The organism is Bacillus sp. FSL K6-1006, assembly GCF_038593175.1.
In the GTDB taxonomy this organism is placed as follows: domain Bacteria; phylum Bacillota; class Bacilli; order Bacillales; family Bacillaceae; genus Bacillus; species Bacillus safensis.
The window spans coordinates 2,434,478-2,448,763 of record NZ_CP151970.1; the positions used below are offsets into that span (position 1 = coordinate 2,434,478).

General features: G+C 43.0%; 12 protein-coding genes, 1 other RNA gene and 1 other annotated feature. Of the genes, 2 read left to right on the forward strand and 11 right to left on the reverse strand.

Annotated features, from left to right (window positions below):
* Positions 1-19: 19 nt before the first annotated feature.
* From NSS65_RS12635 to NSS65_RS12650, 4 genes are all read right to left on the reverse strand, one after another.
* Entirely contained in the window at positions 20-673 is a 654-nt protein-coding gene (locus NSS65_RS12635; protein ID WP_034279920.1) for a tetratricopeptide repeat protein, read from the reverse strand.
* Positions 674-732: 59 nt separating this feature from the next.
* Positions 733-1,851, reverse strand: coding sequence for a tRNA 2-thiouridine(34) synthase MnmA (gene mnmA, locus NSS65_RS12640; RefSeq protein ID WP_024423123.1), 1,119 nt, complete (start codon positions 1,849-1,851; stop codon positions 733-735).
* A 94-nt stretch (positions 1,852-1,945) separates the two neighbouring features.
* Positions 1,946-3,088: a cysteine desulfurase family protein gene (locus NSS65_RS12645; RefSeq protein WP_034279917.1), complete on the reverse strand. Its 1,143-nt coding sequence runs from the start codon at positions 3,086-3,088 to the stop codon at positions 1,946-1,948.
* An 18-nt stretch (positions 3,089-3,106) separates the two neighbouring features.
* A complete protein-coding gene (locus tag NSS65_RS12650; RefSeq protein ID WP_024423125.1) occupies positions 3,107-3,526 on the reverse strand; it encodes an Rrf2 family transcriptional regulator in 420 nt (139 codons plus the stop codon).
* Positions 3,527-3,734: 208 nt separating this feature from the next.
* On the opposite strand from NSS65_RS12650, the gene NSS65_RS12655 reads away from it, so the two are divergent.
* Positions 3,735-5,000 carry a replication-associated recombination protein A gene (locus NSS65_RS12655; protein WP_144496260.1) on the forward strand — a complete coding sequence of 422 codons (1,266 nt, stop codon included), beginning with the start codon at positions 3,735-3,737 and terminating at the stop codon, positions 4,998-5,000.
* 33 nt (positions 5,001-5,033) lie between these two features.
* Here the strand turns inward: NSS65_RS12655 and NSS65_RS12660 are convergent, their stop codons facing one another.
* The 5 genes from NSS65_RS12660 to NSS65_RS12680 form a co-directional block, all read right to left on the reverse strand.
* Positions 5,034-5,798: a tRNA threonylcarbamoyladenosine dehydratase gene (locus NSS65_RS12660; protein WP_024423127.1), complete on the reverse strand. Its 765-nt coding sequence runs from the start codon at positions 5,796-5,798 to the stop codon at positions 5,034-5,036.
* A gap of 92 nt (positions 5,799-5,890) precedes the next feature.
* Positions 5,891-6,071, reverse strand: a non-coding RNA gene (gene ssrS / locus NSS65_RS12665) — 6S RNA.
* Between the two features lie 76 nt (positions 6,072-6,147).
* Positions 6,148-7,926, reverse strand: coding sequence for an aspartate--tRNA ligase (gene aspS, locus NSS65_RS12670; RefSeq protein ID WP_144496261.1), 1,779 nt, complete (start codon positions 7,924-7,926; stop codon positions 6,148-6,150).
* An 18-nt stretch (positions 7,927-7,944) separates the two neighbouring features.
* Positions 7,945-9,219 carry a histidine--tRNA ligase gene (gene hisS, locus NSS65_RS12675; RefSeq protein ID WP_041115117.1) on the reverse strand — a complete coding sequence of 425 codons (1,275 nt, stop codon included), beginning with the start codon at positions 9,217-9,219 and terminating at the stop codon, positions 7,945-7,947.
* Positions 9,220-9,292: 73 nt separating this feature from the next.
* Positions 9,293-9,532: a binding site (T-box leader), on the reverse strand.
* A gap of 58 nt (positions 9,533-9,590) precedes the next feature.
* Positions 9,591-9,761, reverse strand: a complete 171-nt coding sequence (locus tag NSS65_RS12680) for a YrzK family protein (RefSeq protein ID WP_003216250.1) — start codon at positions 9,759-9,761, stop codon at positions 9,591-9,593.
* A gap of 137 nt (positions 9,762-9,898) precedes the next feature.
* Here NSS65_RS12680 and NSS65_RS12685 point away from each other — a divergent pair, with 137 nt between their 5' ends.
* Entirely contained in the window at positions 9,899-11,479 is a 1,581-nt protein-coding gene (locus NSS65_RS12685; RefSeq protein WP_034279906.1) for an SH3 domain-containing protein, read from the forward strand.
* Positions 11,480-11,576: 97 nt separating this feature from the next.
* Here NSS65_RS12685 and dtd read toward each other — a convergent pair whose 3' ends face one another.
* Together dtd and NSS65_RS12695 are read right to left on the reverse strand one after the other, a co-directional pair.
* Positions 11,577-12,020 carry a D-aminoacyl-tRNA deacylase gene (gene dtd / locus NSS65_RS12690; RefSeq protein ID WP_034279904.1) on the reverse strand — a complete coding sequence of 148 codons (444 nt, stop codon included), beginning with the start codon at positions 12,018-12,020 and terminating at the stop codon, positions 11,577-11,579.
* An 18-nt stretch (positions 12,021-12,038) separates the two neighbouring features.
* Positions 12,039-14,249 (reverse strand): bifunctional (p)ppGpp synthetase/guanosine-3',5'-bis(diphosphate) 3'-pyrophosphohydrolase, encoded by a 2,211-nt coding sequence (locus tag NSS65_RS12695; RefSeq protein ID WP_034279902.1) that lies wholly within the window; start codon positions 14,247-14,249, stop codon positions 12,039-12,041.
* Positions 14,250-14,286: the final 37 nt, after the last annotated feature.

Here is a 14,286-nt window from a genome sequence, read left to right on the forward strand (position 1 = left end):
AGGTCTTCCCTCCTTCCATCTATTCTGCCTCTTGAATCAGCTTTTGCGCATGTAGTGCCAGCATATGGTCAGGCTGCACGTCAATGGCTTTACCCAGCATCTCAAGTGCTTCGTCTTTTTTCTCTAAGTACGCATACGCAACACCTAAATTATAAAAGGCATCTGCATGCTGCGGATCACGCGTGATGACTTCACTAAAAGTTGTCACCGCTTCTTCCAGCATGTGTTCATTGGCTAAGCACATGCCAAATTGGAATCTTGCTTCATTATCTTCTTCATTTAGTTCAACAGCACGCTGAAGATACGGCATCGCAAGCTTTGGCTGCTCTAATTTGATGAGCGTCTGCCCAAGCATATAAAACAAATCACTATTTTCCATGCCCGCTTTTAGTGCTTGTTCAAAGTAGTCTTTCGCTTTCATAAAGTCTTCTTTTAATGTATATACATTTCCTGCTCCATAATAGGCTGCAGCTGCGGTATGATCAAGTTCAATTGCTTTCTGAAAAAAGTTTAAAGCGCGTTCAAATTCATTGATACTTGAAAGTAAGTTCGCAAAGTTAATATATGGAACCGGGTCCTTCGGGCTTTCTTCGATCGCTTTTGTAAAAGCTTCAGCTGCTTTTTCGATATTCCCTTGATTCAAGGCTTCTATGCCGATTTCGTTATAATTCATTCGCTCTCTCATCCTTTCATTAAAAAACCTCAACAGCGACGTTGAGGTTTTGAAACATGCTACACATACGACAGCTTTTGACCATCTTTGAAGACATCGTCAATTGTACCGCCGCCAAGACATTCGTCGCCATCATAAAAAACAACCGCTTGTCCCGGGGTAACAGCACGAACAGGTTCATCAAAGATAACCATCGCTTCTTGCTCACCTGTCATTTTGACCTTCACATGGTGATCTTCTTGACGGTATCTGAATTTTGCTGTGCAAGTTAATTCACCGTTTTCTCCGACAATATGAGGACGAGTCCAACTGATATTAACAGCTGAAATGCTTTCAGAGTATAAAAGTGGATTGTGGAAGCCTTGTTCAACAAACAAGATGTTTTTCTCCAAGTCTTTTCCAACGACAAACCAAGGATCACCGCTGCCGCCAATGCCAAGTCCTTGGCGCTGACCGATCGTGTAATACATCAGTCCATCGTGCTCCCCTTTTACTTCTCCGTCCATTGTCTGCATCACACCAGGCTGTGCAGGCAAATATTGACTGAGGAACGTTTTAAAGTTTCTTTCTCCAATAAAGCAGATACCTGTTGAATCTTTTTTCGCTGCTGTTGCGAGCTCTGCTTCTTTTGCCAATTCACGAACCCTTTTTTTCTCTAAATCACCGATTGGGAACATGACTTTATCAAGTTGTTCCTGTGTCAGCTGATTTAAGAAATACGTTTGGTCTTTGTTTGCATCAAGACCTCGCAGCATTTTGACTTCATCACCAGTTCGATCAACACGAGCATAGTGTCCTGTTGCCAAATAATCCGCACCAAGTGAAAGTGCATGCTCAAGGAATGCCTTGAACTTAATTTCTTTGTTACACATGACATCTGGGTTTGGCGTTCTGCCCGCTTTATATTCATCAAGAAAATATTGAAACACTTTGTCCCAATATTGCTTCTCGAAATTCACTGCATAATAAGGGATTCCAATTTGGTTACATACGCGGATGACATCCTCATAGTCTTCCGTTGCTGTGCAAACACCATTTTCATCGGTGTCATCCCAGTTTTTCATAAATATGCCGATGACATCATAGCCTTGCTCCTTTAACATAAGAGCGGCAACTGATGAATCGACTCCTCCGGACATACCGACCACAACTCTTGTATCTTCTGGTCTTTTTGTCATCTTCATCAACTCCAATTTCAATGAAACAACATGCGCGTTTCGTTCTTCAGGTGCTTCGCTGTTTCATTTTTCACACACGAACAAAAGGAAGCATTTATTTGGCTAGGCGTTTGACAACAGCCGCTATCTTATGTGCCGCCTGCTTCACATGATCCTCTTCATTCCCAAGACCGAAGCTTATTCTGACTGAGGATGTCAGCTCTTTTGCTTCTTCGCCATACATGGCGCTTAACACGTGCGAAGGAAGGACAGATCCAGCCGTACATGCCGATCCGCTTGAAACAGCAATTCCTTCCATATCTAAATTCACAAGCAGCGATTCAATGGAGACGCCCGGGAAATGAACATTTAAAATGTGCGGCAATGTCTCTTTCGGATGTCCATTGATAGAGAAATTGAGAGATTCCTCTTCGAATACTTGCAGCATGGTTTCTTTGAGCTTACCATAATGCATCGCTTTTTCTCTTCTATTTTGCTTCGTTAATTGAACAGCTTCTGCAAGCCCAACAATTCCTGCCACATTTTCAGTGCCGGCACGGCGCTTTCTTTCTTGTTCGCCTCCGAATATTTGCGGAGAAAGTTTCACGCCTTCGTTTACATATAAAAAACCTGTTCCCATCGGACCATTCAGCTTATGGCCAGAAGCAGATAAAAGATCAATATGGAGATCTGCTGCATCAATGGGCACTGTGCCAAACGCCTGCACTGCGTCTGTATGAAAATGAGCAGTGTGATCACGCAGAAGTTCGCCAATGGCTTTGATTGGCTGAATCACACCTGTTTCATTATTGCCGTACATGACGGTCACAAGAATCGTATCATCTCTCAATGCTTGATTTAATTGATCAAGATGAATCAATCCTGTTTCGTCCACATCTAAATATGTCACTTCAAATCCTAGTTTTTCTAGGCGTTCACATGTATGCAGCACCGCATGATGCTCTGTTTTCACTGTGATGATATGTTTTCCTTCATGCTGTCTTGCCATGGCAACACCTGTAATTGCCAGGTTGTCCGCCTCGGTTCCACCGCTTGTGAGGATGATCTCCTGCGGTTTACAGTGTAATTCTCCTGCAATGACTTCTCTTGCTTCATCGAGCCACTTTCTTGCCTCGCGCCCATATGAATGAATACTAGAGGGATTGCCAAATATCTCTGTAAAGTACGGCATCATCTTGTCCACAATACGCTGATCCATCGGCGTTGTGGCCGCATGATCTAAATAGATTCGTTCCATTTCCGGTACACCTCTGATCTAAATATAGAACATATACGAGTCTTGATCCCCGTCATCTGTGTAGCTTGCCAAGTCTTCAAGAGTTGTATTGTCTAGTACGTCTTTTACTGCATCACGAATACGAATCCATAGTTCACGCTTTGCTGGTTCTTCGTTTTCGATGACTTCAACAGGACTAATGGGTCCTTCTAATACACGAATAATATCACCTGCTGTGATCTCGTTTGGTTCATGTGCAAGAACATAGCCGCCATACGCTCCGCGGATACTTTTTACAAGACGGGCATTGCGGAGTGGTGATACAAGCTGCTCTAAATAATGCTCAGACAAATCATTGTTTTGAGCGATTGATTTTAATGATGTAGGGCCTTCGCCATGTTTTTTGGCTAATTCGATCATGATCGTCAGACCATATCTGCCTTTAGTTGATATTTTCAAGTTAAACACCTCTGCGTTTTCTATTCTATGTCATCAATTATTTTTCTGATTTCATATACGCCGATATATAGACCAGAAGCAATTATATCATACTTTCAGCCAACTTTCATTTACGGGTTCTGAGCATGATAGAAGGACGAATCCCTTTTCTATTTGAAGAAATTTCGGTACTCTATACAAACAAGACATTGCTATAGGAGAGATAATTATGAAACCTTTAGCGTACCGGATGCGCCCAAGTCATATTGAAGACATTATTGGGCAGGAGCATCTTGTTGGAGAAGGTCAAATTATTAGGCGAATGGTCGAGGCAAAACATTTATCCTCGATGATTTTATATGGACCGCCGGGCATCGGCAAAACATCGATTGCAACCGCGATTGCTGGCAGTACAAGCATTGCTTTTCGAACGTTGAATGCGGTCATTCATAACAAAAAGGATATGGAAGCTGTTGCCGCTGAAGCGAAAATGAGCGGCCAGGTGATCCTTATTTTAGACGAAGTCCACCGGCTTGATAAAGGAAAGCAGGATTTTCTTCTTCCTTATTTAGAAAATGGCATGATCATTTTAATTGGGGCAACGACGGCTAATCCCTACCATGCGATCAATCCTGCCATTCGAAGTCGGACACAAATATTCGAGCTGAAGCCGCTTGAAACAGAGCAAATCAAAGCTGCGTTAACAAGAGCCTTACAGGATGAGCATCGAGGGCTTGGCGGCTATGAGGTGACAGTGGACGATGAAGCGATGAATCATTTTGCCAATGGATGCGGAGGAGACGTGCGTTCTGCTTTAAATGCACTCGAGCTCGCTGTCTTATCGACAAAAGCTGATGAGATAGGGCATATCACAATCACTCTTGCCGCAGCAGAAGAATGTTTACAAAAAAAGAGCTTCTCACATGACAAGAATGGTGATGCTCATTATGATGTCCTCTCGGCTTTTCAAAAATCCATTAGGGGATCTGATACAGATGCGGCGCTGCATTACCTTGCCAGACTGATCGAAGCAGGAGACCTTGAAAGCATTACAAGGAGATTACTCGTGATGGCTTACGAGGACATTGGCTTAGCCAGTCCGCAGGCAGGCCCCCGCGTGTTAAGCGCAGTACAAACAGCAGAAAGAGTCGGCTTCCCAGAAGCACGGATTCCACTGGCGAACGCAGTGATTGAGCTGTGTCTTTCTCCTAAGTCTAATTCGGCATATAAGGCGATTGATGCGGCACTTGGTGACATTCGTACAGGGAAAATTGGAGAAGTTCCAGTTCATTTAAAGGATGCTCACTACAAAGGCGCCACAGCACTCGGAAGAGGCGTCGATTACTTATACCCGCATGATTACGAAAACGGCTGGGTGAAGCAGCAATATTTACCTGATCCGCTGAAAAACAAGCAATACTATGTACCGAAACAAACCGGAAAATTTGAAGGTGCATTGAAACAGGTCTATGAAAATTTAAAACGCCAGAAATAAAAAAAGCCCCCTGCATTTCAGCAGGCGGGCTGTTTATTTATCCTTCACACGTGTAATTGGAATATCTTTTAAAAGCTTCATAATGACATGACCACCCATGATCAGTCCGGCAACAGACGGAACGAATGCATTGGATGATGGCGGCATTTGCGCCTTGCGAATCTTCGCTTCATCATTTCCAACTTCTTTTCTGACATCTTCGCGAATGACAATTGGACTTTCATCAGAGAAAATGACTTCAATTCCTTTACGAATCCCTTCCTTACGCAGACGTGTTCTCACGACTTTTGCAATAGGGTCGGTATGTGTTTTTGAAATATCATCAATTTTGAAGCGTGTCGGATCTGTTTTGTTCGCAGCTCCCATACTTGAAATGATGTTCACACCTCGTTTCAGACACTCTTTCATTAAATGAATTTTATAGTGAATGGTATCTGAGGCATCAATGACATAATCAAGCGGATACTCAAAAAATTGCTCGTATGTTTCCTCTGTATAAAACATCTTCAGCGCAACAACTTCACATTCTGGATTAATATCAGCGATTCTCGCCTGCATTAAGTCAACCTTTGGCTGGCCAACTGTTGATAGCAATGCTGGAAGCTGACGATTTACATTTGTAATATCAATATCATCTTTATCAACAAGAACAATACGGCCAACGCCTGAACGAGCGAGTGCCTCAACTGCGAATGAACCAACGCCGCCCACACCAAGCACTGCAACTGTACTGTTTTTTAGTATATTTAAGCCTTCCTTGCCAATGGCAAGCTCGTTTCTTGAAAACTGATGTAACAAGTGCCTCACTCCACCTTTATTTAAAATGAATCGAAAGAATCATATCATATTCAGACTTCTCCGTCATCCTTCTCTAAAAGAAAAAAACACAAAAAAGTCCCGATGACGCCGCCAGCATTTCCTTCGTTTTGAACCCCGCACCATGCAGGTGGGTGCTTTCTTCCTGACTTTATAAGTCCTCTAAAGAGGCATTTATGCAGAAAGGAAAGGCAAGCTCCCGTATAAAAAAATGTTCGGTCAAAACTAGGTAACCACCGTACGTATCAGGACTTTATTTATTATTGATGAAAGCATATCATAGGCATATTTCTTTTTCAAGCGTTTACATACCTATAAACATGCGTCAATTTTACTGTTTTACTTTTGTTTTAATCGCTAAACTCAGCTCATCAAGCTGCGCCTCGCTTACATGGCCAGGGGCATCTGTGAGAACGCAGCTCGCACTTGCCGTTTTTGGGAATGCAATCGTATCTCTTAAGTTAGAGCGGCCTGCAAGCAGCATCACTAAACGGTCAAGACCCAGCGCGATTCCGCCATGCGGAGGAACACCATGCTCAAACGCATCCAGCAGGAAGCCAAATTGTTCGTAAGCTTCTTCTTTTGAAAAACCAAGTAAGCCAAACATTTTTTCTTGAATGTCCTTTTCGAAAATACGAATAGAACCTCCGCCAAGCTCGTAGCCATTCAGCACAAGATCGTAAGCCTGTGCCTTCATGTCTTCCGGGCTTGTTTCAATTAATTCAAGATCATCGCGAACTGGCATTGTGAATGGATGATGGGCAGCATAGAAGCGGCCTTCTTCTTCATCCTTTTCAAGCAGCGGCCAATCGACAACCCATAAGAAATTGAATACAGACTCATCGATCAGTTCAAGCTCTTTACCAAGTTTTAAGCGAAGTGCACCAAGCGCATCATGGACAACAGACGTCTTATCTGCAACAAAAAGTAAAAGGTCGCCTTCTTCAACTTGCAGCTGTTCTTTTAATTCAGCTTGCTTTGCTTCATCAAAGAATTTAGCGATCGGACCTTTTAATTCAGTCCCTTCTGCTTTTAGCCAAGCTAGACCTTTTGCACCGTAGTTCGCTGCAAATGCACCAAGTGCATCAATGTCTTTTCTTGAGTAGTTCGCTGCAGCCCCTTTTACATTGATGGCTTTCACAGACCCACCATTTTTCACAGCTCCGCTAAACACTTTGAAATCGGAGTCTTTTACCGTGTCTGAAATGTTCACTAGCTTCATCTCAAAGCGTGTATCCGGCTTATCAGATCCATAAGAATTCATCGCTTCATCGTATGTCATACGAGGTAATGGCAATGTAAGGTCTACTCCTTTGACATCTTTCATCACCTTCGCCATCATCTCTTCAGCAAGCGTCATGATATCCTCTTGACTCATAAAGGACATTTCAATATCGACTTGTGTAAATTCCGGCTGACGGTCAGCACGCAAGTCTTCATCTCTAAAACAGCGGGCAATTTGATAATAACGGTCCATTCCAGAAACCATCAGCAATTGTTTAAATAATTGCGGAGACTGAGGCAATGCATAAAATTCTCCCTCGTGTACACGGCTTGGAACAAGATAGTCACGCGCACCTTCTGGGGTACTTTTCGTTAAAATTGGTGTTTCAATGTCTAGAAAGCCGTTGTCGTCTAAGAAATGGCGGAATGCTTTTGTGACTTCATGTCGCATTTTCATTGTTTCAAACATTGCAGGGCGGCGAAGATCCAGGTAACGATATTTTAAACGAACATCTTCTGATACCTCATCTGCTTGATCTGAAATCACAAAAGGAGGAGTCTTCGCTTCATTTAAAACGCTGACCGTTTCGACTTGAATTTCAATTTTGCCCGTTTTTAAATTTGGGTTGATCGTTGCTTCTTCTCTTGCAACAACCGTTCCTTTAATATCAAGGACATATTCATTACGAATTGATTCTGCTGTCTCAAGCGCCTCTTTTGATAGGTCTGGATTGAAGACAACTTGTACAATCCCTGTACGGTCGCGCAAATCAATAAAGATTAATCCGCCTAGGTCACGCCTTTTTTGAACCCATCCTTTTAATACAACTGACTGACCGATTTGGTCTTCTGTTACTTCTCCACAATAAAAAGTTCTACCAAACACAAACATTCCACTCCTTCTTTACGCTTTCTGGTGGGCCTTCAACATTTGAATCAGCTCATCAAGCTTCACTTCAATTTGTTCACCCGTTGTCGTATCTTTCACATTCACAATTTGCTGCGCAAGCTCATCTTCACCAAGAACTGCAATAAATTTGGCTTTTAATCGATCAGCCGCTTTAAATTGTCCTTTTAGTTTCTTCCCTGTATAGTCCATTTCACTTGAGATACCTTCTTTTCTCAGACGGTTTAATAATGAAACAGAATAATCCTTCGCTTCATCTCCGAGAGCAGCAATGTATAGATCAATACCATCTTGCAGAGGAAGCTCAATTCCTTCAGCATCGATCGCAGATAAGAAACGCTCAATACTCATCGCAAATCCGATCCCTGGTGATTCAGGACCGCCAATTCCTTCAACGAGCCCATCATAACGGCCGCCGCCGGCTAATGTTGTAATCGCACCAAAGCCTTCTGCATTACTCATGATCTCAAATGCTGTGTGATTGTAGTAATCAAGACCGCGTACTAAATTTGGATCAACGACATACTCAATGCCTATATCCGATAAGTATTGTTTAACCTTTTCAAAATACGTCCGCGATTCTTCATTTAAGAAATCTTGAATGGATGGAGCTGTTGCCATCAATTCATGATCACGATCCTTTTTACAATCAAGAATACGCAGCGGATTTTGATGTAAACGCGTTTGACAGTCGTGACAGAATTCCTCAATTCTTGGTTCAAAGTGCTTGACCAGTGCTGTGCGGTAGTCTGCACGGCTCTCTTTGTCACCAAGGCTGTTAATGACAAGTTTTAAGTTGGAAAGACCTGCTTTCTCATACACACTCATCGCAAGCGAAATGACCTCAGCATCAATGGCAGGATCTTTGGAACCAATCGCTTCTATCCCAAATTGATAAAATTGACGATATCTTCCTGTTTGCGGACGTTCATAGCGGAACATTGGTCCGATGTAATACAGCTTTGTTGGCTGAGCAGGCTGTGCAAACAATTTATTTTCAACATAAGAACGGACGGTTGAAGCTGTTCCCTCTGGACGAAGTGTGATGCTGCGTCCTTTTTTATCTTCAAATGTGTACATCTCTTTTTGAACGATATCAGTTGATTCGCCTACTCCCCGTGCAAACAGCTCAGTATGCTCAAAAATCGGTGTGCGGATTTCTTTGTATTGAAAGGCTGCACATGTATCTCTCGCAATTTGTTCAACATACTGCCAGCGTTCTGACTCTCCAGGTAAAATATCCTGTGTGCCTCTTGGAATATTAAAACTCATTTTTCGTCCTCCTACGACCATCATTCATTTTTTATGTGGACATATAAAAAACCCCCGCCTCTACTATGTGTATAGTAGGGACGAGAGTTATACCCGTGGTGCCACCCTAGTTGGAACATGATCCAGCCATGTTCCCGCTCAAATCCTTAACGCAGATTCACGTTCTCCGCCTATTGACTCATTTTTAGAGCGTTCAGCAGGAAACCTACAGAGTGTTCTTTCGTGATAAATGCCATGCGGATTCGCTTTCAGCCTAAGGCGATTCCTCTCTGCTCACGCAATTTACCCTACTATTCTCTATCATCAGTTCCACATTTTAAATTTTCAAGTGTGTTGATTTATATTATAATAAGGTCGGTGCTGCCACTCTGTCAACCCTTGCCGTGCCTCTTTTTCTTTTCCAGCTCTTCTTTTGACGTACATCCGTATTCAGATGCGGTCTCTTCAAGGAAGCCTGGCTGATCCATTTCGTCGTGCTGCCAGCGGTCGATATCACGATGTCCATTATATTGCACTCGTCCTAATTTTCTGCTTAATCTCATGTTTGTACATCCTTTTATCACATTTTTATTTAGTATAAACAGATTGATTCATTTTTATTAGGGAAACTGCAAGGAATTCATCCACTACATAACGAATTAACATTCATCGGTTTTACAAGGGAGGGGAAAACACCGTTTTGAATCTGAAAAAACACAATCAAATGATGATGCTGCTTACTTGTTTTGTTCTCATCGCGAGTTCTTTGCCTATGACACATGCTACAGCACAAACAGATCAAGCTGTTGTCGCAACAGATGAAATCAATGTGAGAACGGGCCCTGGTTTAAGCTATGGAATTGCAGCTGTTGTAAAACGCGGCGAAAGCTATCCCATTCTCACTGAACAAGGAGAATGGGTGCAGATCCAATTATCAAACGGACAAAAAGGCTGGGTCGTCTCATGGCTGATTACCACATCATCCGGCGCTCAAAAATCCGCGAAGCCAAAGGCGCAAGGTCAAAGCACGGCTGGAGGCAGTACAATTACATCAACAGCTTCCGACCTTCGCATCCGGACAGGCCCTGGGACTTCCTATCAAGTGATTGGTACTTTCCCGAAAGGTGCTACCGCTAAAAAGCTCGAGACAAGCGGCGAATGGACGAAAATTTCGTATAAACAAGCAGAAGGCTGGGTTCACTCTGATTATGTTTCAGGGGGGCAGAAAACTTCTCAATCAAGCTCCGGCGAGTCCTCTCGCTCTAACCAGACAGGCACAGTTGGCGTATCGAGCTTGAATGTAAGGCAATCGGCCGCACCAAATGCACAAGTCGTCGCTTCACTTGCCCGCAACACACAGATCACCATTTTGCGAGAGCAGAACGGCTGGTATGAAATTGAGGGGAAAGGCGTAAAAGGCTGGGTTGCAAGCTATTACATTGTCACAGGCAAAGGAGCAGGCTCTGCACCTGAAAAGAGTTCATCCTCTTCGGCTTCTGAACAAAAAGCGTACATTGTCTATGATGGCACCAATATTCGAAAAAGCGCTTCTACCTCTGCTGGGATTGCAGAAAGAGCAACAAAAGGAGCTGCCTATCAAATCGTTCGGACACAAGGTGACTGGTACGAGGTGACACTATCAAACGGCGGAACTGGCTATGTGGCGAGCTGGGTCGTTCAAACGAAGAAAAATAGCAGCGACGCGCCAAGACCTCAGCACGATTCATCGTCTGGAACTGGTTCTTTAAAAGGAAAAACGATTGTTCTTGATCCTGGTCATGGCGGAAAAGACAGCGGCACAATTGGCGCAGACGGGGCTTTTGAAAAGAACATCACCATCAAAACCGCCAATTTACTGGCAGGCAAATTAAGGGCTTCTGGTGCAAATGTATATTTAACAAGAAGTGATGATACCTTTATCAGCCTTCAATCAAGGGTGGCAACATCTCATTACCGAAATGCAGATGCATTTATTAGTCTTCATTACGATAGTTTTATGGATCAAAGTGTTAGAGGAAGTACAGCGTATTATTATCAAGCAGCAAAAGATCAGCAATTAGCGTCAAGCGTTCATTCAGAAGTCGCAAAACGCTCTCAAATCCCTGATAAGGGTGTCAAATTCGGAGATTACTTTGTTTTAAGAGAAAACAAACGCCCTTCCCTTTTATATGAACTCGGGTATTTAAGCAATCCTCAGGAGGAAGCGATCATTTATAGCGCCTCTTACCAAGAACGAGTCACAGAAGGAATGACTGAAGGATTAAAACAATATTTCCGTTAAAAAGAAAGAGGCCACTGCGCCTCTTTTTTGTTTATCCGCAAAAGAAAAAGACTCTAAACAAACTCCCGCACGAGTTCATCTACAGTCTAAAGAGAATCTATTCTTTGCTGTCCATCAAGATCGTGACTGGTCCTGAATTGGTCAATGTCACGTCCATCATCGCACCAAAACGGCCAGTTTCCACATGGATGCCTTTTTCTCTAAGGGTTTTATTGAAACATTCATAAAGCGAGTTAGCTGCATCCGGCTTGGCGGCTTTCATAAAATTCGGCCGTCTGCCCTTTCTCGTATCACCATATAGGGTAAATTGTGATACAGACAGAACGCTTCCTTTTATGTCCAATAATGAACGATTCATTTTCCCATTTTCATCTTCAAAAATACGTAAATGTGCAAGCTTTTCAGCTAAGTAAAGCACATCTTCTTCTGTATCTTCGTGTGTGACACCAACAAGCACCATATATCCTTCGTTGATGGCACCTGTGATCTCTTCTTCTACCTTCACAGATGCATTTGTCACACGCTGCACAACAAGCCTCATAGACGATATACTTCCTTTCTAATTCATGAATCGGCGAACAGAGTAAATGTCTTTGATTTGTTTAATGCGTTCGACCACTTTGTGCAAGTGATTAATATTTTGGATAAAGATCGCCATATGGATCGTCGCCACTTTGTTACGATCAGACTTCCCAGAAACAGAGGAGATGTTCGTTTTGGTTTCGTTGACTGCTTGAAGCACCTCATTGAGTAAGCCGCGTCTATCATATCCTAATATTTCAATTTCTACATTGTATTCTTTACGGTTTTGAGCAGGCTGCTCATGCTCCCACTCAACGGGAATTAACCGCTCCTGCGCTTCTCCTGTCTTCACGTTCGGACAGTCGTCGCGGTGAACAGATACGCCTCGGCCCTTCGTAATAAAACCGACAATGCTATCGCCAGGAACAGGATTACAGCACTTAGATAAGCGGACAAGCAGGTTATCAATTCCTTTGACCCTTACGCCAGCTTCCCGTTTTTTCCCGTGATACGTCTTCGGTTCCACCGTCACTTCTTGAACGGTTTTCTCTTGCTCTTCTTGATCTCTTTGTTTTCTTTCTTTTTCCGTTAAACGATTGGCGACCTGTAGTGCAGTAATGCCGTTATATCCAACAGCTGCATACATGTCCTCTTCGTTTGAAAAATTAAATTTGTCAGCCACTTTTTGCAGGTTTTCAGCGGTCAGAATGTCTTTGACATCAAACTCAAGGTTTTTGATCTCTTTCTCCACGAGCTCTCGGCCTTTTTCGACATTTTCTTCACGGCGCTGTTTTTTGAAAAACTGTCTGATCTTGTGCTTCGCTTGGGAGGTTTGGGCAAGCTTGACCCAATCCTGACTTGGCCCGTAGCTGTGCTTTGATGTCAGAATTTCAATAATGTCACCTGTTTTTAGTTTGTGATCGAGTGTGACCATCTTGCCATTGACCTTGGCACCGATCGTTTTATTCCCAATTTCCGAGTGAATCCGGTAAGAGAAATCAATCGGAACTGAGCCCGACGGCAGTTCAATGACGTCTCCTTTTGGCGTAAACACAAACACCATATCAGAGAAAAGATCAATCTTTAACGACTCCATAAATTCTTCTGCATCTGTGGATTCATTTTGGAACTCAAGAATTTCTCTAAACCAAGAGAGCTTCTTCTGGAAGACTGCTTCTTCTGTTGATTCTGCTGACTCTTTGCCTTCTTTGTATGCCCAGTGTGCCGCAATTCCGTATTCTGCAATTTCATGCATTTCCACTGTACGGATCTGAACTTCAAGCGGATCGCCTTTTGGCCCAATCACCGTTGTATGAAGAGACTGGTACATGTTCGGCTTTGGCATCGCAATATAATCCTTAAACCTGCCTGGCATCGGCTTCCAGCACGTATGGATAATCCCGAGCACAGCATAACAGTCTTTAATGCTGTCAACCAAAATACGAACGGCAAGCAGATCATAAATTTCATTAAACTGCTTATTTTGCAAGACCATTTTGCGATAAATACTATAAATATGTTTTGGTCTGCCGGAAAATTCGGCCTTGATGTTTACCTCAGACACGCGGTCTTTCACTTCATTGACGACCTCGTCCAAGTATTCCTCACGTTCCGCTCGTTTGCGCTTCATCAGATTCACAATCCGGTAATATTGCTGCGGATTTAAATAGCGGAGTGCTGTATCTTCAAGCTCCCACTTAATCTTTGAAATCCCTAATCTGTGCGCAAGCGGTGCAAAGATTTCAAGTGTTTCATTTGAAATTCTCCGCTGCTTTTCCTGCGGAAGATGCTTGAGCGTTCTCATATTATGAAGACGGTCTGCCAGCTTAATCAAGATTACGCGGATATCCTGCGCCATTGCAACAAACATTTTTCGATGGTTTTCGGCCTGCTGTTCTTCTTGTGATTTATATTTAATCTTCCCGAGCTTTGTGACACCATCAACAAGCATTGCTACTTCCTCGTTAAAATGCTCTTTTAAATCCTGTAATGTCACATCTGTATCCTCAACTACATCGTGCAGGAAACCGCCTGCAATGGTTGATGGGTCCATTTCAAGATCAACAAGAATGCCCGCCACTTGAATTGGATGGATAATATAGGGCTCACCAGATTTCCGGTATTGCTCCTTGTGTGCATTTTCAGCATATTCATATGCTCGCTCTATAAATTGAATATGTTCAGCGGACAGGTATTCTCTTGCTTTGTCAATGACCTGCTGCGCCGTTAAAACTTGTTCGTTCGCCATGGAATCACCTTTTTAAATGAAAACTGTATTGTAGTTT